The following is a 23,043-nucleotide window of genomic DNA, read 5'->3' as shown; positions in this document are numbered from 1 at the left end:
AGCCCCATACTTTTGCGGGCGGCAACCGGATATGCCCGTATGGCGCAACGGACGACGGCCGACGAAACACTGCCACGAGAGGAACTCGCGGCCTACCTCGAGGAACTCGCGACGGAGTTCGAGGGCGAGAGCGAGGCGGTCTCGATACGGGTCGGCAACAAGAACGTGTCGCTCAACCCGCCACAGAACATCGACGTCTCGGTCGAGACGGTCGAGCGGTCCTCGATGCTGCGGGGCGACCGCGAGACGGTCGAGATCGAACTGAGCTGGAAACCCTAACATGGCTGCCGCAGACTCGATCCTGATCTTCGTCCTGAGCCTGCTGGTCGGGACGATCGGTATCCTCGCTGGCGCGCGGTTGGTGCTTGACAGGGACGCGAGCTTCGTGAACGCGGCGATCACCGCCCTCATCGGGGCGGCCGCCTGGGGGATCACGAGCTTCTTCGTCGGCTGGGTCCCCATCCTCGGCGTGTTGCTGATGCTGGTCATCTGGGTCGGCGTCATCAACTGGCGCTACCCCGGCGGCTGGGGGTCGGCGGCCGCGATCGGCTTCGTCGCCTGGATCGTCGCCGTCGGCATCCTCTATGCGCTGGCTGCCGTCGGCTTCGTCACCCCCGACGCGCTCGGCATTCCGGGCATCTAGGACGTCCGCCCGGATCGCGTCGGTGTTCCCGTCGCCGGAGACGGAGGGAAACCCCTTTTTCCGTTCGGGCGAGTGGTCCACCTAGACAGCAATGTACGAGACGATCCTGCTTCCGACGGACGGCAGCGACCACGCGGCGACCGTCGCGGCCCACGCCATCGACGTCGCGGCCACCCGTGACGCAACCCTCCACGTCCTCTCGGTCGTCGACGACCGTGCCTTTCTCGTCCTCGACGACAACCGCGTCGAGCAGGTCCGCGACGACCTCGAGGCGACCGCCCGCGAAGCCGTCGACGAGGCGGCGACCCGTGCCGCCGACCGCGGCGTCGAGACGACGACGGCCGTCGACACCGGAAACCCCGCCGAGTGCATCGTCGACTACGCCGCGAGCGAGCCCGTCGACCTGATCGTCATGGGGACCAGCGGCGACGAGTACGAACGGAACGTCGTCGGTAGCGTCTCCCAGCGGGTCGTCCGCGAGGCCCCGGTCCCGGTCACTACGGTCGGCCCCGACGTCTGAGTCCCGGCCCGCCGATGGTCGTCCGGGGGCGGTCCGAACCGTGCCCGAAACGGTCGGCATAATTACACACGGTTTGATATATACCCCGTCGCTAGTCCTTGAGAGATGCGTCGCTCGATCGTCATCGGAGCGGTACTGATCGTCCTCGCGTTCGTGTTCGTCGGCGGTCCCTCGATGTTGCTGTCGCTGTCATCCGACCAGACCGCGGCCGGCGGACCCACGGACGGGGAATCGAAGCCGACGCCGGAGTTGGTCACGCCCGAGGACTCCGAGAGCAGCTTCTGGGAGTATCTCAGCCCGCGAAAAGGCTTCCAGAAGCGCAGTCCGATCAACGTGATCGTCCGCGGCGATACCGAAGACGTCGAGCGAGTCCTGATCGAATCCGACGGCGGCGACTGGTCCGAAGTGAACGAGTCGGAGGAGGTGGCTCTCCCCGATACGTACGCGATTACCGCCGGCAACGAATCCGACAACGAGACGGACCCGATCGCGGAGTCGGGAGCGAACGACACCGCGGGTAACGTGACCGCCAACGACACCGAGAACGCGACCGCCAACGACACCGAGAACGACTCGTCCGGTCGCTCGGGCGTCCTGCCGAACCTCAACTGGGGCCAGGCCGACGGCGGCACCCGCTACGCCTACGTCGATCCCGGCGGGAACGAGAGCGGCTACTGGACGACCGAGACGCGCCAACTCGAGGACGGCACCTACTACGGCCAGCGCTATCACATCAGGCTCTACGAGAGCCCCAACGAGGACGACGACTGGGTCATCATGCAGACCCACTCCGAACACTTCGACTGGTTCACGCTCAGACACCGGGTCCACGGCTCACAGGACGCCCAGACGAAACTCGAGCAGGAGTTCATGGAGCATCCGGGCGTCGACGTCCAAGACGACGTCCGACGGATCTACCTCGACAACAGCAACTCCTCGGACGCCGACGGCTGGGCGACGCTCGTCGAACTCGCCGGGCTGATCGTCGTCCCCACGCTGGTCGGCGTCGGAACCGGACGCTGCCGCCTCGAGGCCGGCGGGAGCGCCGAGGGATCGACCGAAGAGCGGGTCGAGCGGCATACCCCCCATGCGATCGACGATCACCTGACCGACGTCGACCGCCAGCGACTCGCCGCCGCCTACGACCGCCTCGAGGCCGGACACGTCCTGTTGGTCCTGGCTATCCTTGCGCTGTTCCTGGGGGTCCGGATGGGCGGCCTCGTCCTCGAGCGCCGAGCCGCGTCGCTGACGCCCCACCAGATCGCCGCGATCCTCTATCCGGTGATCGCGATCGGGATCCCGACCGCGACGTACCTGATCGCACGCGGGCTTACGCGGCGACTCGACGCCGCCGTCATCGCCGCGGGCTCGCTCGCGGCCGCCATCTGGATCGATTACGGCTGGCTCGGCATCACCGCCCTGCCTGTCGACGTCGTCCTCCAGCGGATGCTCGTCGTCGTCGCGCTCGGATTGATCGCCGGCGGCGCGGCCAAACGCGCCGCGCGCAGTTCGAAGTTCAACGACATGCTGCTGGTCGGCTCGGCGATGTGGGTGCTGGTACTGGCCGGCACGCTGTTTGGCTACTTCTGAGCCCGCTTCCGGTCGTTTTTCGACCCGACAGTGACCCTCTCACCCGTTCGAGGGGGTGCGTCCTGTGCCGAGACCTTAAGTCCTTCCGCCGTCGTTACCAACATGACATGGCAAGCCCCACCCGCCAGCGCGAACGCGATCCTGAAACGACAGAAAAAACGCAGGAACCGGAGCGCGAGCGGGTGTGTGACGAGTGCGACGGCGGGACACTCGTCAAAAGCGAGGACCAGGGCGAACTCGTCTGTGACCAGTGCGGCCTGATCGTCGAGGGGAGCAACATCGACCACGGTCCCGAGTGGCGCGCGTTCAACCACTCCGAGCGCCAGAACAAGTCCCGGGTGGGCGCGCCGACGACCCAGACGATGCACGACAAGGGCCTGACGACCGCCATCGACTGGAAGAACCAGGACGCCTACGGCCGCTCGATCTCCTCGGACAAACGCAGCCAGATGCGCCGCCTGCGCAAGTGGCAGGAACGCATCCGCACCAAAGACGCCGGCGAACGGAACCTCCAGTTCGCCCTCTCCGAGACCGACCGGATGGCCTCCTCGCTGGCCATCCCCCGCTCGGTCCGGGAAGTCGCCTGCGTCATCTACCGTCGAGCCCTCGACGAGGACCTCATCCGCGGACGCTCGATCGAGGGCGTCGCCACCAGCACCCTCTATGCCGCCTGCCGGATGGAGGGCATCCCCCGCTCGCTCGAGGAAGTCGCCGCCGTCTCCCGCGTCGAGCGCAAGGAGATCGGCCGCACGTATCGGTACATCGCCCAGGAACTCGGCCTCGAGATGGAACCGGTCAACCCCAAGAAGTACGTCCCGCGCTTTTGCTCGGAACTCGAACTCTCCGAGGAGGTCCAGGTGAAGGCCAACGAGATCATCGACGTCACGACCGAGAAGGGACTGCTCTCGGGCAAGTCCCCAACCGGCTACGCCGCGGCCGCGATCTACGCCGCCTCCCTGCTCTGTAACGAGAAGAAGACCCAGCGGGAGGTCTCCGATGTCGCCCAGGTGACCGAGGTAACGATTCGGAACCGGTATCAGGAGCAGATCGAGGCAATGGGGATCCACGAGTAAGCCGGTCAACCACCGTCCTATCGCCGGTTTCTTCTCTCAGTGACTGCTTGTCAGAAATCGGAATCACAGCGGCTGTAAGACCATTTTATCGGAAAAATGCGCCGGCCGGGAATTGAACCCGGGCCGCGAGCTTGGGAAGCTCGAGTCCTACCACTGGACCACCGGCGCTCACGTTGTTCGCGCCGTAGATCGCAGTTCCGAGGGAACTGCTCACCACCGGCGCACTACGCTCACTTCGTTCGCTTGTGCGCCGAGGATCGCAAATCCGTCGGATTTGCTCACCACCGGCGTCACTCACGTCGACACTCGAGCATACCCACCGATCCCACTTCAACGTAGCGCTCTCGAGCGAGTCCGACGACCCGCGAAAAGAACCCGGTCTCGAGTTGCGGGTTCTGCGGACGGTCCGTGCCCTTACCGATCGGCCGTGGTAGCGAGGAACGGCGAGACAGTGTGTCCGGGTTGGGGTAGTGGCCATCCTTCATCCCGTCTCGGCTGCGACGCGCAGTTCGTTTCTCGCACCCGGACCTCCCCTGTTCGATCGGCACAACCGTCACACAAGCCGTTCAGTGACGACAGAACCGTTCCATCGAAACCGAACGGCCGGTCACTTTTTTCCGGTTAGGCGAGCCTATTAGGTCACCGCAGCCGTACCCTCATGTATGATCGATCTTCGGTTTTCGGAGTCGGAACTCGAGCGGCAGCGCGAACACATCACGTCCTTCATCGACGAGCGGGTCGCGGCCGCGGGTGCCGACGGTGCCGTGCTGGGCCTTTCGGGCGGAATCGACAGTACGCTGACGGCCTATCTCGCCGTCGAGGCGATCGGCACCGAGAACGTTCACGGGCTCGTCCTCCCGGCGACGGTCAGCAGCGCGGAGAACATGAGCGACGCCGAACGGGTCGCCCAGGATCTGGGGATCAGCTACGACGTCCTCGAGGTCGAGCCGATCGTCGACGCCGTGCTGGCGGCCTACCCCGAGGCCGAGGGCGACCGCGAGGCGGTGGGCAACGCTCGTGCGCGCGTTCGGGCGGTTCTGAACTACCTCGTCGCGAACCACGAGGAGCGACTCGTTCTCGGGACGGGCAACCGGAGCGAGGCCGCGGTGGGCTACTTCACCAAGTACGGTGACGGCGCGGTCGACTGTCATCCCATCGGCAACCTGTATAAGGGGCAGGTCCGTCAACTGGCCCGCCACGTCGGCGTCCCCGAGGAACTCGCCGCCAAGACCGCTACCGCGGAGCTGTGGGCCGACCAGACCGACGAGGACGAACTCGGGATCGGCTACGATACCCTCGACTCGATCCTCGCGACCCACATCGACGGCCCGCTGTCGGTCGCGGCGACTGCCCGACTGCTCGAGGTCGACGAGGACACGGTCGAACGGGTTCGCGGCATGTACGAGCGCAGTGCCCACAAACGCACCGCCCCGCCGGCTCCCGAGCAGCTGGACTGACTACGACTGCCGGTCTCGCCACTCGTCCTCGAGCAGCCCGTACCAGTGAGTGTCATGGTACTCCCCGTCGACGAACTCGGACTCCCGGCTGGTCCCTTCGCGGGCGAACCCGACCGACTCGAGGAGCCGCTGTGAAGCCTCGTTGAACTCGAACACGTGGGCCTCGATCCGGTGGAGACCCAGCTGGTCGAAGGCGTACGCGACCATCAGTTCGGTCGCCTCGGTGCCGTACCCCTGCCCGTGTTCGTCGGGGTCGATCCAGTAGCCGATCTCGCCGCGCCCGGCCTCCCAGTCGATCTCGCGGAGGCCGATCGTCCCGACCGGCTCGCCGTCGGCGGTGATCAGCAGGTGGACGCCGTCGTCGGCACAGACGACGTTCTCGAAGAACTCCTGTTCCTGTGTGCGGTTGATCGGACGAGAGCCGCCGATCGGTCGCCAGATCGCCGGATCGTTGATCGCATCCCGTAAGTACTCGAGGTCGTCTTCCTCGATCGGTCGGAGATCGACCCTGTCGCCGGGGAGGAACGTCGAATCGGGCATGGTCCCGGATCTCGTCACATGGAGAAAAAGATTATGGACAGCTCACATGTCTCGTCACTCGAGCAGCGCGTCGACGTCGTCGGCGTGGGCGGCCACGAGGTCGGCGAAGGCCGCGGCCTCGCGTCGCTCCTGGGTCGCGCGCTCGCCGTCGTCTCGGAGCCGGCGTTTGAGGACTGCCAGCGCGTCCGTCGCGTTGTCAGCGATTTCCGCGGCGACCGCACGGGGCTCGTCCTCGATTCGCGAGATCAGTCCCATCCGCAGGGCCGCCTCGGCGTCGATCGCCCGTCCCGAGAGGGCAAACTCGAGGGCGTCGCCCTCGCCGAGGACGCGGGGCAGCCGGACGGTCCCGCCCCAGGCCCCGAACAGGCCGAAGCTGACGCCGGGTTCGCCGTAGGTCGACTCGGGGGTTCCAACGCGGACGTCACAGGCCAGCGCGAGTTCGAGGCCGCCGCCCCGTGCGGGGCCGTCGATGCCCGCAACGACGACTGCGGGCGAATCCTCGATCGTTCGGGCGACCCGCTGTCCCAGCCGCGCGAACTCGGCCGCGCGGTCCCGATCCCCATCGAGGGCGGCAACCTCGTTGAGATCGGCACCGGCGGAAAAGGCCGGTCCGCGCCCGCGCAGGTAGATTACGGGTTCGTCGGCATCGGCGACCGCCGCTTCGAGGGCCTCGAGCCCGTCGACGGTGAGTGCGTTGCGGGCCTCGGGGCGGTCGATCGTCACGGTACGAATCCGTCCGTCGGCGTCGATGTCGATCATGCCAGCAGTCGATCCGGCGTTTCCAAAGGTCTTTGGCTCCCCCGTCGTAACCCCCCGCTAATGGACAAGGCCGACAGCTGTCGGCGTGCCGCCGCCGAGGCCGTCGCGGACGTCGAACCACCACAGCTACACGAGTATCTCGGATCCGTTCTCGATCGAGCGTCGATGATACCCGCGGCGCTCACGCTCGAGAGCGCCGCCGCGATGGCGACCGAGGGCCACGGTTTCGACGAACAGCACGACCACGGGTTGGCCGACGGGACGACCCCCGACCGGGACTACTCATCTAGCGGTGACCACGACGTCGTCACCCACGCAGCCGGCGTCCAGCTCATCTACGAGGGGCTGCGACTGACGCGGGCGCTCGCCCACGACGAACCCTGGACGGCCAACGACGCCGACGCGGGCGACGGCGACCTCGCGATCCTGGCCGCCGACATCCTCGTCGCGCGGGGCTTTTACCTGCTGGCTCGCACCGAGGCCGCCGGTACAGCCGTTCGCACCGTCCAGTCGTTCGGCCGCGACCAGACGCGGCGGGCCGACCTCCTAACGGATGACGATCCCGACCCGACCGGCGCGATCGACGACGACCCCACGGCGATCGACGCCAACCTCGAGCGCGACGTCCTCGAACTCGCGGTCCGCACCGGAGCCGTCGCCGTCGGCGAGACGCCCTCGCCGCGGCTGCTGGCCGTCGCCGAGGACCTCGCCGACGCCGCCGGCACCTCGTTTCCCGCCGTCGAGGACTGTCTCACCGATCTCGGGCCGTCGGTCTCCGACCGCTCGCTCGAGGACCACGCGACCGACCGGGCCACGTCGGCGACCGATCCCTGATCCGGCCTCGAGACTCCGAGACGGCACCGCGACACACCGCCGCATGGCTCCCGTGGATCGAAACGCATAAAGACATCTCCGATCAACGAAGAAGTACGCGCCTGGGTAGCTTAGCGGTAAAGCGCGTCCTTGGTAAGGACGAGAGCCCGGGTTCAAATCCCGGCCTAGGCTTTTCGTTTTCGTCGCCTCGAGTCACCGAGCCCTAGCTATCGGGTTCGAGTCCTGATCAGCGCGGTATCGGACGATCCTCCTCGAGGAGCGTCGTCGACACCGGGCCGTTCTCGGAGAACTGCAGTTGCACGGCGCTTACGAGTCGGTTGCGATCGCAGGCAGTTCGGTAGTGATCGTTCCGCCGGTGTCTCGTGTTGGTGTCTCGGATGCCCGTTTGTACGTCCTGTCAGCAGCCGGTTTCGTACGACTTCGTGCGCGCACACGGCGATAGCAACAGTGTCGACTGGTGTCCGCGCTGTCGGACGGCATAAAACGACCTCGAGCGGCTGCCGATCAGTGGTCGGTCAGCAGGCGTCGCAGGATGTCCCCGTAGGCGGGCCGGGTGATGAGGACCCCGATGAACACCCCGAGGATGGTGATGATAGCGAACCCGCGGAGATCACCGAGGCTCAGCACCGCGAGCGGCGAGAGGGCGACGACGGTCGTCGCGGCGGCGGCCCCGATGACCCAGAACGCCTTGCGGAACCGCGATTGGAAGACGCGTTCGGAGCTGACGTCGCCCTCGTCCATCACCTCGTCGGCGATGATCACGAGGTCGTCGACCCCGGTCCCCACGACGGCGATGAACCCGGCGACGTGGGAGAGATCCAGCGGCATGCGTATCAGCGCCGCGAAGCCAAGCAGGATGACCACCTCGGCGATGGCCGTGACGATCATCGGGAGGGCGACGCGGGTGTCGGTGTATCGAGCGTAGACAACGCCGCTGACGGTGAGGACCGAGAGCAGCCCGATCAGCAGCGAGTACTGTTTGAACTGGTCGGCGTGGCCGGGCTCGATCGAGTAGACCTGTTCCTCACTGAAGTCAAGCGGTGCGCGCAGGCTCCCCGCCCGGAGGTTGACCGACAGGCTCTGTGCGTCCTGTTGGTTCTGTGCGCCCATCTGGAACGTCGGGTCGTTCACCCACGTCTCCTCTCGCATATCGGTCGCGAGTCCGTTACCGCCCCGGTCGCCCATACTGTGTGCGTCGACGACCTCTCCGTCGACGACGGTCAGGAGGCAGTAGTGTTCTCCCTCCTGGTCGAAGTCGATGCTCTCACCGTCGCCGCGGAGGCCACACCGCCCGACCCCTTCGCTGGTGAACCCGAGGTCGTTCATCTGCTGTTGGAATCCCGGCGCGGCCTCGTCGCTGACGAGTACCGGCACCGCGTAGCTGTCCTCGCCTTGCTGTTCCGGTGGGTCGACGTCGACGATGTCGCCGCCCCGCAGGACTGTGTCGTTCGTCTGTGTCCCGTTCTCCGGATGGTAGGCGACGACCTCGACCTGGCCCCGCTCCGAGAGGATGGTCCGGAGTTCGTCGGCGTCCATGTTGGGGACCTCGACGACGATGTAGTGGTCACCACTTACCGTCGTCGACTCGTAGGCCGTCCCGCCCGAGAGGCCCGCGGCGTTGATCTTCGTCTGGATCGTCCTGATCATATTGTCGCGGGTACTCTGGGTGACGCCGTCGCGGATGTCGTCCTCGGTGGCGTCGACGTCAGCCGTCTGCAACGCCGCGGCGAACTCCGACTGGCTGACGTTGTCGTTGAACACTTCGGCGGTGACGGTCCCGTCGTCTTGGACGTCGACGCTGACGTCCGCCTGATCGAGCTCGAGTTCGCTCTGGAGCGTCGACTCGACGCCGTCGAGCCGCTCCTGATCGACTGTCCCGTCGTCGCTGACCGCGCCGGTGTCGATGTCCTCCGCGGTCATACCGGCGACCGGGACCCGGATCCGGGTCCCGCCCTCGAGCCCGAGCCCGAACTCGAGGTTCGTCGGGCCGCTGTCGACGCTGTCACTGGCCAGACCGTCGTCGGCGACGATCCCGCCGGGGATAAAGAGCGCGACGACGGCGAACACGAGAAACGCCCCGAGCAGGAGGACGCGCCAGTTGCCCTTGATGGCGCCGATCGGACTCATGAGCGGACCCCCTCGAACTTGTACCAGCGAAGCAGGCTCAGGTTCAACATGTAGGTGTTCAGCAGGTCGGCGGCGAGACCGACGAACAGGATGATCCCGATCGATGCCAGCAGGCTGATCCCGAAGACGTACGCGGAGACGCCCATGACGAGCATCGCGACCATCGACGTGACCGTCATCGTGACGCCGGTCCGCATCGCACGGTGAGTACTCTCGTAGAAGTCACCGCTCCGGCGCAGGACGTGGTTGTTCAACAGGATGTCGGAGTCGACGGAGTACCCGATGAGCATCAGCAGGCCGGCAACGGTGCCAAGCGAGAGCGGGATGCCTGCCAGCCGCATGAACGCGAGCGGGATCACGAGGTCGGAGAACGCGGAGATGACGATCGCGATCGAGGGCACGAACGTCCGAAAGAGCAGGAAGGCGATCGCGCTCATGCCGACGAACGCGATGACGAGCCCGAGCATGGCCGTCTGCTGACTGTTCTGGCCGAAGCTCGCTGACGTCGACGACACCGACTGGACGACCTCGGCGCTGCCGTCTTGCTCGAGATTGCCCTCGGCCTGATCGCTCAGGGCCTGCGAGTCAGTCGACGAGAACTGGACGATGTACTGGTTCTCGGTGCCCGTCCCGGTCACCGACTCGGGCTGTTCGTCGAACGCCGCGCCGATGTTGCCTTCCGCCGTCGTCGTCTGGACGGTCAGTTCCGTCCCGCCGGCGAAGTCCATGCCAAGCGGCACCGGCGTTCCGTACGCGAGGAACGCGCCGCTTAACACGAGCAGTGCGACCGCGAGAACCGCCAGCGGAACCGCTGCGAGCTGGCGATTACTGTACCGGGTGTAATCGATCTCCGGTACGTCGAAATACCCCATATACCGGACTACTTACAGCCCCTCGAAGTAAGCCTTCTCAATTCGGCACGGGCGAGCGGCCGATCGGACCGTGGTCAGTCCGGCAGGTAGCGGACGCTCAACACGCCCTCGTCGGCGGCCGACCGGACCTCGACCCGGACCGCCTCGAGTCGGGCGGCCCGGGCGATCGTCTCCTCGTCTTCGAGGACGTCGTCGGCGGCGGCCACGACCTCGTCGCCGGGGACCCGGAAGACGTGGATCTCGCCGGTGCCGGCCCGCTCCTCCTGGACGAGGTCGCCGATCTCGGCGTCGGCCGCCAACTCTTTCTCGTAGGTGGTCGGCTCGAGGTCGCTGTCGACCAGTTCGATCGAGCGCCGATCGTCGACCTCGATCACCTCCCAGGTGACTTCCATCGGCGGCTCGGGAGCGACTGTCGCCTCGAGGACGTCGTGGACCTCGAGGCCGGGGTTGGACGCGAGGGTGTGTACCTGTGCGGTCTGGACGTCGCGGACGACCGCCGAGTCGGGCTCGGCGTGGGTCACGACGAACGTGCCGGTTCGTTCGGTCATAGGCGCTCGTAGCCGGCGGATCGGTTTCCGGGTTTCGGCTTTCGATCGCCAGTCGACCCTCGGTTCGGTGGTCGATCCCGCTTCGACGATCGCTCGAGCGGTGTTCGGACCGGGGCGCGAGTCATCGAACGGCCGTCAGGGCGACCGCCCGGAACCGACGGCAGTCTTTTCAGCGCCGTCGTGTAAGTCGGTCTCATGGTCGATGCCGAACCGGAGGTCGTGCCGGCCGTCGAATCCACCGCCGACGCCATCGCCGCGATGGAGATTCGGGGGGCGGCGACGATCGCCGACGCGGCCGCGGCGGCGCTGGCGACCCAGGCCGAGGGGAGTCCGGCCGAGACGCCGGCGGCGTTTCGCCGCGGGCTTCGGGCGGCCGCCCGAACCCTCTACGAAACCCGTCCGACCGCGGTCAGCCTGCCGAACGCGCTCCGATACGTGCTTCGGGGAGCCGACGGCGACACCGTCGGCGAGTTACGGGCGTCGACGATCGACCGCGCCGAGTCGTTCCGTCGCGACCTCGAACACGCCCGGGAGACCCTCGGCGGGATCGGTGCCAACCGGTTGCGAGACGGCGACGTCGTCCTGACCCACTGCCACTCGACGGACGCGCTGGCCTGTGTAGAGGCCGCCCTCGAGGACGGGAAGGCCCTCGAGGCGATCGTCAAGGAGACCCGACCCCGCAAGCAGGGTCACATCACGGCCGCGCAGTTGCGCGAGTGGGGGGTGCCGGTGACGCTGATCGTCGACGGGGCGGCCCGGCGGTACCTGGACGCGGCCGACCACGTGCTGGTCGGGGCCGACAGCATCGCGGCCGACGGCAGCGTGATCAACAAGATCGGAACCAGCGGACTGGCGGTGACCGCCCGGGAACGCGGCGTGCCGGTGATGGTCGCGGCGCAGACGATCAAACTGCACCCGGACACGCTGACGGGCCATACCGTCGCGATCGAGACCCGCGACGAGCGCGAGGTGCTGTCGGACGAGGAGCGCGCGTCGATCCGCTCGAGCGACGCGCCGGACGGGTCGGCCGGCGAACCCGGAAGCGAGGACGGGCTGACCGTCGAGAACCCCGCGTTCGACGTGACACCGCCGCGGTACGTCGACGCGATCGTCACCGAGCGCGGTCAGTTCCCGCCCGAGAGTATCGTGACGCTCATGCGAGAACTGTTCGGCGACACGACCGACGAGCCCTGGGCGGAGTAACCGACGGCCTCTCGGTGGTCGGAACGTCGACACGGCCCCTCGAGATCTCGCCATCGTCCGGACGGTCGATACGCCGGTTCTCGGGCGTCTAATGGTCCGAACCACGTTCCGCGACGACGGGAGCGCGGCCGAAAGCTTCAACACTGTGAATCGTCCGGGATCGGAAAGTGTTAGTCACTGGTGACAGCCATTGCCCCGTATGGTGTTACCCGAGGGGTTCGTCGTTCCGCCGTGGTACATGGTGGTGCCGGCCGCCGTGATTCTCGGGGGGGTGATCGCGCTGCTGTGGGCGATCGAACCACCCGTGACCGACCGGACCGTGTTGGCCTTCGCCCCGTGGATGATGTTCGGCGCGACGTTACACGTCCTCTACAAGATGGGAGCGTTCCCATCGACCATCGAGCCCCTGTTTACCGCGCCGATGGTCTACGTCGTGACGGCGATCATCGCGGGACTGGCCTGGGTCGTCGGCGTCTTCCTCCACGTCGGCGGCCTCCAGCCGACGATCCCCCGTTTCGTCGGCGTTGCCGGGACGGCCTTCTTTACCGTTTTCACGATGTTCGCGCTCTTCCGGAGTATCCAGACGGGGACGTTCGACCCCTTCTGGCCGGTCATCACGGTCGTCATCGCCGGCATCGTCACTGCACTCGCCTGGCTCGTCCTGAGCCTCTGGTTTACCGACGTCGCGGCGACCACGGGTACGACCGGCGCGCTCGTCGTCTTCGCACACACGCTAGACGGCGTCACGACCGCCGTCGGCTACGACGTCCTCGGGGCCGGCGAGAACGTCCCGCTGTCGCTGCTGTTGCTCGAGGCGGGGGAGGCGCTGCCGACCGCGGAGTACGTCGGTGCCGGCTGGCTGTTCGTGCTGGTCAAGGTCGCCCTCGCGCTGGTCATCGTCGGGCTGTTCCGCGAGTACGTCGCTGACCGGCCACAGCAGGGTCGGACGGTCCTCGCCCTCGTCGCCGCGGTCGGGCTCGGTCCGGCCGTTCACAACGTCCTGTTGTTCACCGTGATGTGACCGTGGGCCGGTTTCCCCGCGTCGTTCGCGTCCGTCCCTCAGCGTCTGCCACCGAAACCTAGGTTTTTGCCGGCCGGTCCCGTCCCTTTACTATCGGCGAATGGATTCGATCACCGTACTCACGGCCGGCCACGTCAACTGGGACGTGACCCTCCGTGTCGACAGACTGCCCGAGAGCGACGGCGAGGCGGCGATCCGCTCGCAACGCCAGTCGGGCGGCGGCAGTGCGGCCAACGTCGCCGCGGCGCTTGCCGGCCTCGGCGTCGACGTCGGCCTGATCGGCAGCGTCGGCGACGACGACAACGGCCTGCTCGCCCGCCGCGAACTCGAGGCCGCCGGCGTCTCCCTCGCGGGGGTCCGCGTCGTCGAGGACGCCGCAACGGCGGTGAAGTACCTGCTGGTCGACGACGACGGCGAAGTCGCGATCCTCGGCAACGACGGCGTCAACGAGGCCGTCGGGCCGGCGGCCCTCGAGCCGTCGCGGATCCGGGCGGCCGATCACGTCCATCTCACGGGACAGCGACCGGAGACGGCCGCCGCGATCGCACGGATCGCCGACGAGGCCGGTATCGGGATCAGCTTCGATCCCGGTCGGCGGCTCGCCGACCGCGAGTACGGCGAGCCGCTCGCGCTGGCTGACGTCGTCTTCGTGACCGACCGGGAGGCCGCCGCCCTGTTCGACGACGACCCCGACGGGGCCGCCGACGACCGGATCGTCGTCGTCACCTGTGGGGCCGACGGCGCGGAAGCGTACGCGCCGTCGGGAACCGTCGTTCACGCGGGGTTCGACATCGACCCCGTCGATACCGCCGGTGCGGGCGATGCCTTCGCCGCCGGCTTTCTCACGAGGTGGCTCGCGGACCGCGATCTCGAGCGGGCGCTTGCGACCGGCAACGCCTGCGGGGCCGTGACCGCGAGCCGCGAGGGGGCCCGGAGCGCACCGACCGACGCGGAACTCGAGGCGCTCCTCGAGCGCCGCCCCTGAAAAGGCGTAACGATCGGTCGCGCACCGTCACGTCGCCGCCGTGTGGTTCTCACCCGGTGTCGTCTGACGGTAGGTATATGGGCCGGGCCGTTGGCCACTCGACTGAACAGTCACGATCCCGTGACTGAGAGACATGACGGAAGGAAGGGTAACCGAGTCCCACGGATGCGGCCTCAGACGGCGCATCCAGTACGACCGAGACGCTGACGAACCGCCGAGTATCGCCGCTGCGACCGCCCTGGCCCGCTATCACGGTCACGATGTCACGGCGGCCAGCACGCAACTGTACGACTACGTCGACCCCGACGCGCTCGACGCACTGTTCGCCGACACCAATCGCGGCGACGCTCGAGCGACGGGGATCGTCGAGTTCGAGGCCGACGGCGCGATGGTCACGATTCGGCCCGATTGCGTCGAAGTGCGTCCGACGGGCTGATCGGGGACGGGAAGGGGGTGGCGTCGAGAGTTGCCGAGCCGAACCGGTCGCTTCTCGACCCTTCCTCGAACCTTTTTTCTCACCGCCCGCGGAATCCGAGGGTATGGCGACGCAGCCACACCTGCTGGTCGACGACGGCGACCTGACGGACATCGCATTGCTCCCGGGCGATCCCGGCCGGGTCGATCGCATCGCCGACCACTGCGACGAGTCGGAGACGATCGCACGCAACCGCGAGTACAAGGTCGTCAACGCCACCTACGAGGGACGGGAGCTGACGATCTGTTCGACGGGGATCGGCTGTCCCTCCGCGGCGATCGCGATCGAGGAACTGGCGAACGTCGGCGTCGAGACGTTCCTCCGGGTCGGGACGACCGGGGCACTCCAGTCGGGGATCGAGATCGGCGACATGATCGTCGCGACCGGCGCGGCAAAAAACGAGGGGACGAGCAAACGGTACGAGGCCGTCGAGTACCCCGCAGTACCCGACTACGACGCGCTGTCCGCGCTGGTCGACTCGGCGGAAGCCAACGGCGAAGCGGTCCACGTCGGCCCGATCGCCTCCGACGACGCCTACTACGCCGAGACCGACGACGCCGTCGACGACTGGGAGGCCGCGGGCCTGCTGGCGGTCGAGATGGAGGCCGCCGCCGTCTTCTCACTGGCCCGCCGCAAGGGACTCGCCGCCGGCGCGATCTGTACCGTCGACGGCAACCTCGTCGAGGGCACCCAGAAGGGCACCGACACCGAGGACGACGAACTCCCGGACAAGGCCAAAAACAACGTCGGCCGCGCGATCGACATCGCGCTCGAGGCCGCGACCGAGCTGTAACGGCCGCGACGGTGCTTTCACTCCTCCGAGCGACCGAACAGCCGTTCGCGTAGCGACCGCTCGGTCGGTCGTTCGGCCAGCAGCACGGAACACTCGAGGTCGTCGACGACGTCGGAGACGAGCGAGCCGCGGACGAGCCGCGAGAGTAGCCCGCGCTCGGTCGCGCCGACGATCACGAGCGTCTCGTCGGCGGCCTCGCGGGCGATCGCGCCCTCGACGTCGCCCGAGGTGTCGACGGTCAACACGGCGTCGCCGATGTCGTGGTCGGCGGCCCACTCGGTGAGGAACCGTTCGCCGGCCTCGCGCTCGCTCTCGTCGTCGACGACGTGGAGCAGGTCGATCGAGGCTCCCGTCGCCGAGCGCAGCGTCCGCGCGACCTCCGCGCCGAGATCGGAGTCGGGGCCGCCGGCGGTCGGCAGGAGGATCCGGCTCGGATCGTACCCGCGGTCTTTCAGCACGAGGAAGTCACACGGGAGGTCGCGGGCGACTTCGTCGAGCGGCCCTTCGGCACGGCCCGCAGTCCACGGTCGGTCGCCGCCCCAGCCCATGACGACCAGATCGGCGTCGTGGGTGCGGGCGGCGTCGAACACCTCCTCGAACGACCGGTGCGAGACGATCGTCGTCGTCTCGAGCGGTGCGTCGTACTCCGCGGCGTGGTCGCGGGCCCGCTCGAGCAGTTTTTCCGAGTCGGCGTCGATCCGTTCGAGTCGCTCGGCACCGCAGTCCAGCGGCGTCTGGTCGGGGACCTGCACGATGTGGACCGCGTGGACGACGCCGTCGCGGTCGGCCGCGAGCGTGCTGGCTAATTCGATCAGGTGTTGTTCCGTTCGTGGGTTGGCCAGCGGGACCAGCACGCGGTACTCGCTCGAGCCGTCGGGCTCGACCGTCGACTCGGTCATTCGACTCCCTCTAGGCTCGAGACGGCAAAAAGAACGAGGGACCTACGCCGCCGTTAGCCGTTCGGCCAGCGTCGTCGTCCGATCGGTCAGCGTTTCCGTCGTCGCCGAGGCTTCCTGCAGGCGGTCGTTGATCGTCGCGAACAGCCGATCGAACGCGAGGGTCCCGTCGTCGTCCTCCCAGTCGGCCGTCTCGCGGACCGCGAGCCCGCAGGTGTCACAGGTCGGCCCCGACTCGAGCGCGTCGAAACAGCCGTGACAGCGATCGAGCCCGGTCGCGACGGTTTCGCTCAGCGTCACGACCTCGCGAAGCGCCGACTGGAGGTCGGTCGCGGTCTCGGAAAACGCCTCGAGGGCGTCCGCGGCCGCCGGCTCGTCGGCGTCGCCCTCGAGCGCGGCCAGTCGCTCGAGGCGGGCGTCGACGACGGCGATCGAGAGCAACACGTCGCGTCGGTGTCGCCGGTACTGTGCGATCGATTCCTCGAGGGCGGCGTCTTCCCCCTCGTCGTCGAGTGCGGACTCGAGGTCGCCGGGGAGTGCGGTCGCGACGGAGGCGAACGAGGCGACCGTCGAGATCGTCTCCCCTTGGATGCGGGTCGTCTCGCGGACGTGGTGAAACAGCTCTTCGGCGCCGGTCGGCGTCGCTGACGGCGAGTCCGACAGCGTCCCGAAACAATCCGCACAGACGGTTACGAGCGCGCTCTCGTGGACCTCCCCCTCGAGCGCCACGTCGCCGACGGGGTAGGCTCGAAGCGCCTCGGTGTCGTCGGCAGTCCCGCAGTGTCGACAGGTCCGCGCGTCGCGGTCGAAGACGGCCTCCCGATCGGCGTGCCAGTCGCGTGCAGTCACGAGCGAGCGAAGGAAGGGCGTCGACAAAAACGCACCGACAGGGTGCCCGGCACGAATCGAGGCCAGCGCGTGGGAAACACTAACCCGTCGCCTCCAGTACACGTCGGTATGGTGGCTTCCGACGAACCCGACGACGAGTTCGAACTCGAGCGCGCACACGACCGAACGGAACTCGCGGCCGTCTTCCGCGAGTTCGCGACCGCCTTCGAGTCCGGCCGCCCGGTCCGGCTGAACGGCGAGGAACGAAGCGTCAGGGTCGCCGTCCCCGAGCGGGTCGTCGCGGCGTTCGAGGCCGGACTCGGGGTCGACGAACCCCAGGTCGGTGAACTCGAGATCGAACTCGAGTGGGACGATCCGGCCGGCTCGAGCGTACGGATCACCGACCGCCCGGCTGACGGCGACGCTGCGGGTGGTGATCGGGACGAGACGTCGGCTGCGGCCGACGTCGACCCCGCGGCAGCGGTGATGCCGCTCGAGGGACTCGCCGGCGACGGCTCGACGGGGGACAGCGGGACGGACGAGACGCCGGTGACGGCCGAGGGGGACGACACGGCAGAGGCCGACGAGACGAGCGAGACCGGCCGGACGAGCCGGTTCGAGGTCTACGAGGACAGGGGCGGCGAGTGGCGCTGGCGGCTCGTCCACTGGAACGGCAACATCGTCGCCGACAGCGGCGAGGGGTACGCCTCGCGGTCAAACGCCGAACGCGCGGCCAGAAGCGTGATGCGAATCGCGCCGAACGCGACGATCGAACGCCTCGAGTGAGGGCCGGACCGTCTGCCGACTCGAGCGTCGACCTGCGGGGTCTAGGCTACCGCCGGACCTCGTCGCCCTCGAGATCGACGTCCAACTCGGCGGAGTGGTCGACCCGTTCGTATTCGAGCGAGGGGCCGGCGTCGGCCGGGACTGCGTTGTACTCACGGAGAAACGCCACGATGCCGCGGCGGCCGCCGAAGTCGCCGCGATAGCGTCGGAAGAGTCGGGGGACCGTCGCCGTCTCGGTTTCCCGGTCGTAGCTGACGTTTTCCTCTAAGAACCACTCGATGGCGATGTCGAGTTCCTCGTCGACGTCCTGGGGCGAGTAGACCGCGATCGGCGGACAGTGATCCGTTGCGTGACTGATCGCGAAGTGGATCCGGGGATCGCAGTCGTCGAGGCGAAACTGCCGTTCGAACGAGGAGGGAAACGGGCGCGGGAGATAGCCCATTCCCCACGGCAGCTTCGAACTCCGGAGCAGCCCGTGTTCGATGTCGTTGAGACTCAGCCAGACGCCGCCGACGGGGACCCGATCGCGGGCGAAGAACTTCCACGCCTCGAGCAGCCCACCCTCGTGGAGGTCCGGCTCCTCCGACTCCAGCAGGAGCTGGGCGTAGGCGTTGTAACAGTTGAGCCAGAAGGCGAGTTTCCCCTCGCGGCTGGACAGCGCCCGCTCCAACCGCGACCGATCGATCGTCGCGAGGTGGTCTCGCAACGGCTCGGCGTCGCCCTCGGTCTTGACCGTATACAGGAGATCAGCCGAGAGGGAAAGGGGATCGATCTGAGTCGACATTCGGCTAGAAATACACGTACCAGCCTCTTGAAGCCGTGTGACGCCTTGCTACGACAGTCCAGAGTGGCGATACGTTCATGCCGTGGTTTTATGCCAGCGAACGGAGAAATAATGGGCGTGAATATCAGCAAGGGATTTCTGCTCGTTCTCGTCGGGCTCTTCGCCTATCTCTCCCTGTTGCTCGTGTTGCCGTTCTCCCAGTACGTCCTCGGCGCTATCCTCATCGCGTACGTTCTGTATCCGCTCCAGCAACGCCTTGAAGAGCGGGTCGCGCCCCCGATCGCCGCGTTCGCGCTCGTCGGACTCGCGGTCGCCGGCTTCGTCGTTCCGCTGGTCGTCATCGTCGCCGCGATCGCCAGCGATGCCCGGCGGCTCCTCGAGCAGGTCAACACCGACTCCATTCAACTCGGCGAACTCGAGCGTGCCATCGAGGAACAGACCGGGCAGTCGGTCGATCTCCCGTCGGCGCTGGCCGACGCGGCACAGAACGTCGGGACGATGGTTCTGGAGAGTTCGACCGAGTGGTTCAGCGCGATCACCCACACGCTGATCGGGCTCGGGCTCGCGATCTTCCTGCTGTACTACCTGCTCAAGGACGGTAGCGACCTGCTGAGGTGGATGCGAGAGCTGACGCCGCTACCTGACGACGTACAGGACGACTTTTATCAGGAACTGGACGAGGTCATGTGGGCCGTCCTCGCCGGCCACGTCATGATCGCGATCATTCAGGGGACCATCGCGGGACTGGGACTGCTGGCGACCGGCGTCCCGAACGCGGCGTTCTGGACCGCGATCATGATCGTCCTATCGCTGATCCCGCTGATCGGGTCGTTCATGGTCTGGGGGCCCGCCGTGATCTATCTCTTCCTGATCGAGGAGCCGCTGCTTGCGGTCGCGCTGTTCGTCTACAGCATGATCGTCGTGGGCCTGTCCGACGACTATCTCCGCCCCATCCTCGTCGATCGGTACGCGGAACTCAACCCCGCCGTCATCATCCTCGGGGTCCTCGGCGGCGTCTACGCGTTCGGCGTCATGGGGCTGTTCTACGGGCCCGTCGTCCTCGGCGCGCTGATCGCGGTTCTCGACGTGATGAACGACCACTACGACCGGCTCGAGGACGAGCCCGGGATGCGGTGATCGGCGACCGACTCGAGCGAGCCGCTACGACGAGTCACCGGTCCCTGCAAGCAGTTCGTCGACGAGCCGCGTGAACCGGTCGACGAGCCGATCGGGAACCGTCGGCGTCACCGTCGTCAGGAGCCGTCCCGTCGTCTCGGGATCGGCGAGGTCGAGGACGACGCGGTTCCGGTTGTCGTAGCGTTTCTCGACGATGTCGTGTGCGACGAGCCGATCGACGTGGTACTCGAGGGTGCTGCGTGCGATCCCGAGGTCGTCGGCGATATCGGCCGGCGCGGCGTCTTCGGTCTCCGCCAGTGCGACGACGATCTCGCGGGCCGTCTCCCGGCGAAACAGTGCCAGCGCGGCCCGCTCCCACTCGTCGTAGGTCGGCGGATAGTAGTGGGTCCGGCCGTAGAACTCCTCGCGGACGAGCCGGCCGTCCTCGAGCAGCCGCCGGATGTGGTACTGTATCTGTCCCGGCGCGAACGCCGACTCCCTGACGAGTTCGTTGAAGTGGACGCCGGCGTTGTCGTCGACGTGTGCCCGAATTCGCTGTCGCGTGTCGGTCATATGAGTCCCCGCAAACCCTGGCGTCGGCTAGCGCCGGGGGGCATATAACGGGTGGCTCGCGTTCCCGGCCGCCGAGAACCGCGGCCGATCCCGGTCCGATCGGGCCGACGGTCGTGGTATCACGACTCTCGGAAGGGTTATCCGTGTATTGCTCCTCTCTTTGGTTGTAATGGCGAAAGGCAACGTTGATTTCTTCAACGACACAGGCGGCTACGGTTTCATTTCGACTGAGGATGCGGACGATGACGTGTTCTTCCACATGGAAGACGTCGGCGGCCCGGACCTCGAGGAAGGCACCGAGATCGAGTTCGACATCGAACAGGCCCCCAAGGGTCCCCGCGCGACGAACGTCGTCCGCAACTAACGTCGCCGTCAGTGTCGGTTCGACGGCGCTGTACGACGATTCGATTTTTCGAGACGCTCCGTATCGAGCCGCGGCTCCCGACTCCGGTGAGTGAGAGCCGAGCCCGACGGCGCGGGGGCGACTCGAGCCCGACACCGAAGCGAATAGGTAGCCACCGGTCCGAGTAGCGGTATCGATCGCATGGTGCCCGCAATGTCGGTCGCCGAGGGGTGGCTCGACCCGCAACTCGCGCCCGTCCTCGTCGCGATCATCGTGCTGGCCGCGCTCGGGACGACCGCGCTGTTCGTCGTCGGCGTCGCCGCCTACGCCCGGCGTCGAACGGCTCGTTACTGTTTGATCGCGGTCGTACTGGGTGTGCTTGTCGTCCGGTCGATAACCGGACTGGGAACCGTCCTCGGGCTCGTCCCGATGACGGTCCATCACCTCGTCGAACACGGCTTCGACTTCCTGATCGCACTCTTGCTTCTCTATGCGGTCTATCGGAGCGGCACGGCCGGCGACGGCCGAGCCGCCGAGTTCGACGACTAGAAACCCGTCGGGTCCGTACCGCGACCATGCGCGTCCGTCGTTACATCTACGACTCCGATCGCGCCGCCGACCACGTCGACGACGTCCTCGAGCGGCTCGCCGCCCGCGAGGAATCGATCGACCGACAGGACGTCGCCGCGGCCGCGGACCGGGACGACGCGATCCGGGAGGCGATGCTCGCGGTCCGTGAGTCGGTCCGGATCGGTTCGAACCCCGACGAGATCTACGACGAGAACGGCGACCCCGACTTCTCGGCTGGCGTCCTCATCACCCAGGCACCGACGGGCCGGCGACACCTCTACACCGGCCGGGACGCGCTCGAGGCGCTGTCCGAAGCGACGGGGGCCGATTCCGACGGCACGTGATCGTCGCGTCGACACCGCGTGAACCGATCCCGGAGCCGTGACGACCGGGATCCGTCGGGCTTTTGGCCTCCCGCGCCCGATGGATCATCGAACGGATGGCCCGGTATCACATCGAAACCTACGGCTGCACGTCCAACCGCGGGGAGAGCCGCGAGATCGAGCGGCGACTCCGAGACGCGGGCCACTACCGGGTCGACGGCCCCGAACAGGCCGACGTCGCCATCCTCAATACCTGTACCGTCGTCGAGAAGACCGAGCGCAACATGCTCCGGCGGGCCGAGGAACTGGCCGACGAGACGGCGGATCTCTTCATCACGGGGTGTATGGCCCTGGCCCAGGGCGAGGAGTTCGCGCGGGCCGACGTGGACGGACAGGTACTGCACTGGGACGAGGTCCCCGAGGCCGTCACCAACGGCGAGTGTCCGACGACGACCCCCGACGCCGAGCCGATCCTGGACGGCGTCGTGGGTATTCTCCCGATCGCGCGGGGCTGTATGTCCGACTGTTCGTACTGCATCACCAAGCAGGCCACCGGCAAGATCGACTCCCCCTCGATCGAGGAAAACGTCGAGAAGGCCCGCGCGCTGATCCACGCCGGCGCGAAGGAGATCCGCATCACCGGCCAGGACACCGGCGTCTACGGCTGGGACGAGGGCGAGCGCAAGCTTCACCGCCTCCTCGAGCGGATCTGTGCGATCGAGGGCGACTTCCGCGTGCGAGTGGGGATGGCCAACCCGAAGGGCGTCCACGGCATCCGCGAGGACCTCGCCGACGTCTTCGCCGAAAACGACGAACTCTACGACTTCCTGCACGCGCCCGTCCAGTCGGGCAGCGACGACGTCCTCGGGGACATGCGCCGCCAGCATCAGGTCGAGGAGTATCTCGAGGTCGTCGAGGCCTTCGACGAGCGACTGGACTACTGGACGCTGTCGACGGACTTCATCGTCGGCTTCCCGACCGAGACCGATCACGACCACGCGCAGTCGATGGCCCTGCTTCGCGAGACGCGGCCGGAAAAGATCAACGTCACGCGCTTCTCGAAGCGGCCCGGCACCGACGCCGCCGAGCTGAAGGGACTGGGCGGGACGATCAAGAAGGAACGCTCGAAGGAGATGAGCGAAGTCAAGCGCGAGATCGTCGGCGAGGCCTACGCCGACATGGTCGGCGAGGTCCGCGCGGACTGTCTCGTCGTCGAGGACGGCACCGCCGACTCCGTGAAGTGTCGCGACTCGGCCTACCGGCAGATAATCGTCCAAAACGCCGACGACTACGGCATAGCGCCCGGCGACTTCGTCGACCTCGAGATCACGGCCCACGAGACGATGTACGCCTTCGGCGAGCCCGTGTAGCGAGTCGGTAGCCG

Annotated in this window: 28 protein-coding genes and 2 tRNA genes; 20 read left to right on the top strand and 10 right to left on the bottom strand. The window is 67.2% G+C overall.

Features of this window, described 5'->3' with window-relative positions; genetic code table 11:
* The first annotated feature begins 39 nt into the window (after nt 1-39).
* From NP511_RS08440 to NP511_RS08420, 5 genes are all read left to right on the top strand, one after another.
* Entirely contained in the window at nt 40-279 is a 240-nt protein-coding gene (locus tag NP511_RS08440) for an amphi-Trp domain-containing protein (protein WP_049965527.1), read from the top strand.
* Nucleotide 280: 1 nt separating this feature from the next.
* Nucleotides 281-643 (top strand): hypothetical protein, encoded by a 363-nt coding sequence (locus NP511_RS08435; protein ID WP_049965528.1) that lies wholly within the window; start codon nt 281-283, stop codon nt 641-643.
* 91 nt (nt 644-734) lie between these two features.
* Nucleotides 735-1,163 carry a universal stress protein gene (locus tag NP511_RS08430; RefSeq protein WP_006182740.1) on the top strand — a complete coding sequence of 143 codons (429 nt, stop codon included), beginning with the start codon at nt 735-737 and terminating at the stop codon, nt 1,161-1,163.
* A 105-nt stretch (nt 1,164-1,268) separates the two neighbouring features.
* The gene (locus tag NP511_RS08425; protein ID WP_049965530.1) at nt 1,269-2,753 is read left to right on the top strand and encodes a hypothetical protein; all 1,485 of its coding nucleotides are present in this window, start codon (nt 1,269-1,271) and stop codon (nt 2,751-2,753) included.
* A gap of 107 nt (nt 2,754-2,860) precedes the next feature.
* Nucleotides 2,861-3,826 (top strand): transcription initiation factor IIB, encoded by a 966-nt coding sequence (locus tag NP511_RS08420; protein ID WP_006649893.1) that lies wholly within the window; start codon nt 2,861-2,863, stop codon nt 3,824-3,826.
* Between the two features lie 97 nt (nt 3,827-3,923).
* Here NP511_RS08420 and NP511_RS08415 read toward each other — a convergent pair.
* Nucleotides 3,924-3,994, bottom strand: a tRNA-Gly gene (locus tag NP511_RS08415).
* Between the two features lie 494 nt (nt 3,995-4,488).
* Between NP511_RS08415 and NP511_RS08410 the strand changes: the two genes are divergently transcribed.
* Entirely contained in the window at nt 4,489-5,283 is a 795-nt protein-coding gene (locus NP511_RS08410; protein ID WP_049965532.1) for an NAD+ synthase, read from the top strand.
* Here NP511_RS08410 and NP511_RS08405 read toward each other — a convergent pair whose 3' ends face one another.
* The gene (locus NP511_RS08405; RefSeq protein ID WP_049965533.1) at nt 5,284-5,823 is read right to left on the bottom strand and encodes a GNAT family N-acetyltransferase; all 540 of its coding nucleotides are present in this window, start codon (nt 5,821-5,823) and stop codon (nt 5,284-5,286) included. It lies immediately after the preceding gene.
* Nucleotides 5,824-5,877: 54 nt separating this feature from the next.
* Complete coding sequence (locus NP511_RS08400) at nt 5,878-6,582, bottom strand: enoyl-CoA hydratase/isomerase family protein (RefSeq protein ID WP_049965534.1); 705 nt, start codon at nt 6,580-6,582, stop codon at nt 5,878-5,880.
* 60 nt (nt 6,583-6,642) lie between these two features.
* Between NP511_RS08400 and NP511_RS08395 the strand changes: the two genes are divergently transcribed.
* The 3 genes from NP511_RS08395 to NP511_RS22955 all read left to right on the top strand — a co-directional run bounded on the left by NP511_RS08395 (nt 6,643) and on the right by NP511_RS22955 (nt 7,898).
* Nucleotides 6,643-7,416 (top strand): DUF7114 family protein, encoded by a 774-nt coding sequence (locus NP511_RS08395; protein ID WP_049965535.1) that lies wholly within the window; start codon nt 6,643-6,645, stop codon nt 7,414-7,416.
* Between the two features lie 99 nt (nt 7,417-7,515).
* Nucleotides 7,516-7,587 (top strand) — tRNA-Thr (locus NP511_RS08390).
* A 206-nt stretch (nt 7,588-7,793) separates the two neighbouring features.
* Nucleotides 7,794-7,898 carry a DUF7563 family protein gene (locus tag NP511_RS22955; RefSeq protein WP_419894490.1) on the top strand — a complete coding sequence of 35 codons (105 nt, stop codon included), beginning with the start codon at nt 7,794-7,796 and terminating at the stop codon, nt 7,896-7,898.
* Between the two features lie 22 nt (nt 7,899-7,920).
* On the opposite strand, the gene NP511_RS08385 is transcribed toward NP511_RS22955, so the two are convergent.
* The 3 genes from NP511_RS08385 to NP511_RS08375 form a co-directional block, all read right to left on the bottom strand.
* Nucleotides 7,921-9,543, bottom strand: coding sequence for a preprotein translocase subunit SecD (locus NP511_RS08385; protein ID WP_049965536.1), 1,623 nt, complete (start codon nt 9,541-9,543; stop codon nt 7,921-7,923).
* On the bottom strand, nt 9,540-10,415 hold the full coding sequence (gene secF / locus NP511_RS08380; protein ID WP_006649899.1) for a protein translocase subunit SecF: 876 nt from the start codon (nt 10,413-10,415) through the stop codon (nt 9,540-9,542). The genes NP511_RS08385 and secF overlap by 4 nt, the downstream gene beginning before the upstream one ends.
* A gap of 74 nt (nt 10,416-10,489) precedes the next feature.
* A complete protein-coding gene (locus NP511_RS08375) occupies nt 10,490-10,963 on the bottom strand; it encodes a DUF5812 family protein (RefSeq protein ID WP_049965537.1) in 474 nt (157 codons plus the stop codon).
* Nucleotides 10,964-11,158: 195 nt separating this feature from the next.
* Here NP511_RS08375 and NP511_RS08370 point away from each other — a divergent pair, with 195 nt between their 5' ends.
* From NP511_RS08370 to NP511_RS08350, 5 genes are all read left to right on the top strand, one after another.
* Nucleotides 11,159-12,166 carry a ribose 1,5-bisphosphate isomerase gene (locus tag NP511_RS08370; protein WP_049965538.1) on the top strand — a complete coding sequence of 336 codons (1,008 nt, stop codon included), beginning with the start codon at nt 11,159-11,161 and terminating at the stop codon, nt 12,164-12,166.
* A 199-nt stretch (nt 12,167-12,365) separates the two neighbouring features.
* Entirely contained in the window at nt 12,366-13,187 is an 822-nt protein-coding gene (locus NP511_RS08365; protein ID WP_049965539.1) for a DUF63 family protein, read from the top strand.
* A gap of 100 nt (nt 13,188-13,287) precedes the next feature.
* The gene (locus NP511_RS08360; RefSeq protein ID WP_049965540.1) at nt 13,288-14,172 is read left to right on the top strand and encodes an ATP-dependent ribose-1-phosphate kinase; all 885 of its coding nucleotides are present in this window, start codon (nt 13,288-13,290) and stop codon (nt 14,170-14,172) included.
* Nucleotides 14,173-14,305: 133 nt separating this feature from the next.
* Nucleotides 14,306-14,608 carry a HalOD1 output domain-containing protein gene (locus tag NP511_RS08355; RefSeq protein ID WP_006649904.1) on the top strand — a complete coding sequence of 101 codons (303 nt, stop codon included), beginning with the start codon at nt 14,306-14,308 and terminating at the stop codon, nt 14,606-14,608.
* Nucleotides 14,609-14,711: 103 nt separating this feature from the next.
* Complete coding sequence (locus NP511_RS08350) at nt 14,712-15,440, top strand: guanosine phosphorylase (RefSeq protein WP_049965541.1); 729 nt, start codon at nt 14,712-14,714, stop codon at nt 15,438-15,440.
* A gap of 17 nt (nt 15,441-15,457) precedes the next feature.
* Here NP511_RS08350 and NP511_RS08345 read toward each other — a convergent pair whose 3' ends face one another.
* Complete coding sequence (locus NP511_RS08345) at nt 15,458-16,339, bottom strand: universal stress protein (protein WP_084158271.1); 882 nt, start codon at nt 16,337-16,339, stop codon at nt 15,458-15,460.
* Nucleotides 16,340-16,381: 42 nt separating this feature from the next.
* Nucleotides 16,382-17,185 carry an HNH endonuclease gene (locus NP511_RS08340; protein WP_049965578.1) on the bottom strand — a complete coding sequence of 268 codons (804 nt, stop codon included), beginning with the start codon at nt 17,183-17,185 and terminating at the stop codon, nt 16,382-16,384.
* A gap of 108 nt (nt 17,186-17,293) precedes the next feature.
* On the opposite strand from NP511_RS08340, the gene NP511_RS08335 reads away from it, so the two are divergent.
* Nucleotides 17,294-17,950: an amphi-Trp domain-containing protein gene (locus tag NP511_RS08335; protein WP_049965542.1), complete on the top strand. Its 657-nt coding sequence runs from the start codon at nt 17,294-17,296 to the stop codon at nt 17,948-17,950.
* 46 nt (nt 17,951-17,996) lie between these two features.
* Here the strand turns inward: NP511_RS08335 and NP511_RS08330 are convergent, their stop codons facing one another.
* Nucleotides 17,997-18,734 (bottom strand): DUF547 domain-containing protein, encoded by a 738-nt coding sequence (locus NP511_RS08330; RefSeq protein WP_049965544.1) that lies wholly within the window; start codon nt 18,732-18,734, stop codon nt 17,997-17,999.
* Between the two features lie 111 nt (nt 18,735-18,845).
* Between NP511_RS08330 and NP511_RS08325 the strand changes: the two genes are divergently transcribed.
* A complete protein-coding gene (locus NP511_RS08325; protein ID WP_049965545.1) occupies nt 18,846-19,871 on the top strand; it encodes an AI-2E family transporter in 1,026 nt (341 codons plus the stop codon).
* Nucleotides 19,872-19,895: 24 nt separating this feature from the next.
* Here NP511_RS08325 and NP511_RS08320 read toward each other — a convergent pair whose 3' ends face one another.
* Complete coding sequence (locus NP511_RS08320) at nt 19,896-20,423, bottom strand: winged helix-turn-helix transcriptional regulator (protein WP_049965546.1); 528 nt, start codon at nt 20,421-20,423, stop codon at nt 19,896-19,898.
* Nucleotides 20,424-20,592: 169 nt separating this feature from the next.
* Between NP511_RS08320 and NP511_RS08315 the strand changes: the two genes are divergently transcribed.
* The 4 genes from NP511_RS08315 to NP511_RS08300 all read left to right on the top strand — a co-directional run bounded on the left by NP511_RS08315 (nt 20,593) and on the right by NP511_RS08300 (nt 23,029).
* Nucleotides 20,593-20,787 (top strand): cold-shock protein, encoded by a 195-nt coding sequence (locus tag NP511_RS08315; protein ID WP_006182717.1) that lies wholly within the window; start codon nt 20,593-20,595, stop codon nt 20,785-20,787.
* Nucleotides 20,788-20,979: 192 nt separating this feature from the next.
* Complete coding sequence (locus NP511_RS08310) at nt 20,980-21,315, top strand: DUF7471 family protein (protein ID WP_006649911.1); 336 nt, start codon at nt 20,980-20,982, stop codon at nt 21,313-21,315.
* Between the two features lie 26 nt (nt 21,316-21,341).
* The gene (locus NP511_RS08305; RefSeq protein WP_006649912.1) at nt 21,342-21,680 is read left to right on the top strand and encodes a hypothetical protein; all 339 of its coding nucleotides are present in this window, start codon (nt 21,342-21,344) and stop codon (nt 21,678-21,680) included.
* Nucleotides 21,681-21,775: 95 nt separating this feature from the next.
* Nucleotides 21,776-23,029, top strand: a complete 1,254-nt coding sequence (locus tag NP511_RS08300) for a tRNA (N(6)-L-threonylcarbamoyladenosine(37)-C(2))-methylthiotransferase (RefSeq protein ID WP_049965547.1) — start codon at nt 21,776-21,778, stop codon at nt 23,027-23,029.
* Nucleotides 23,030-23,043: the final 14 nt, after the last annotated feature.

The organism is Natrinema thermotolerans, from assembly GCF_031165565.1.
GTDB lineage: Archaea > Halobacteriota > Halobacteria > Halobacteriales > Natrialbaceae > Natrinema > Natrinema thermotolerans.
This window is presented reverse-complemented; position numbering and strand designations above follow the sequence as displayed.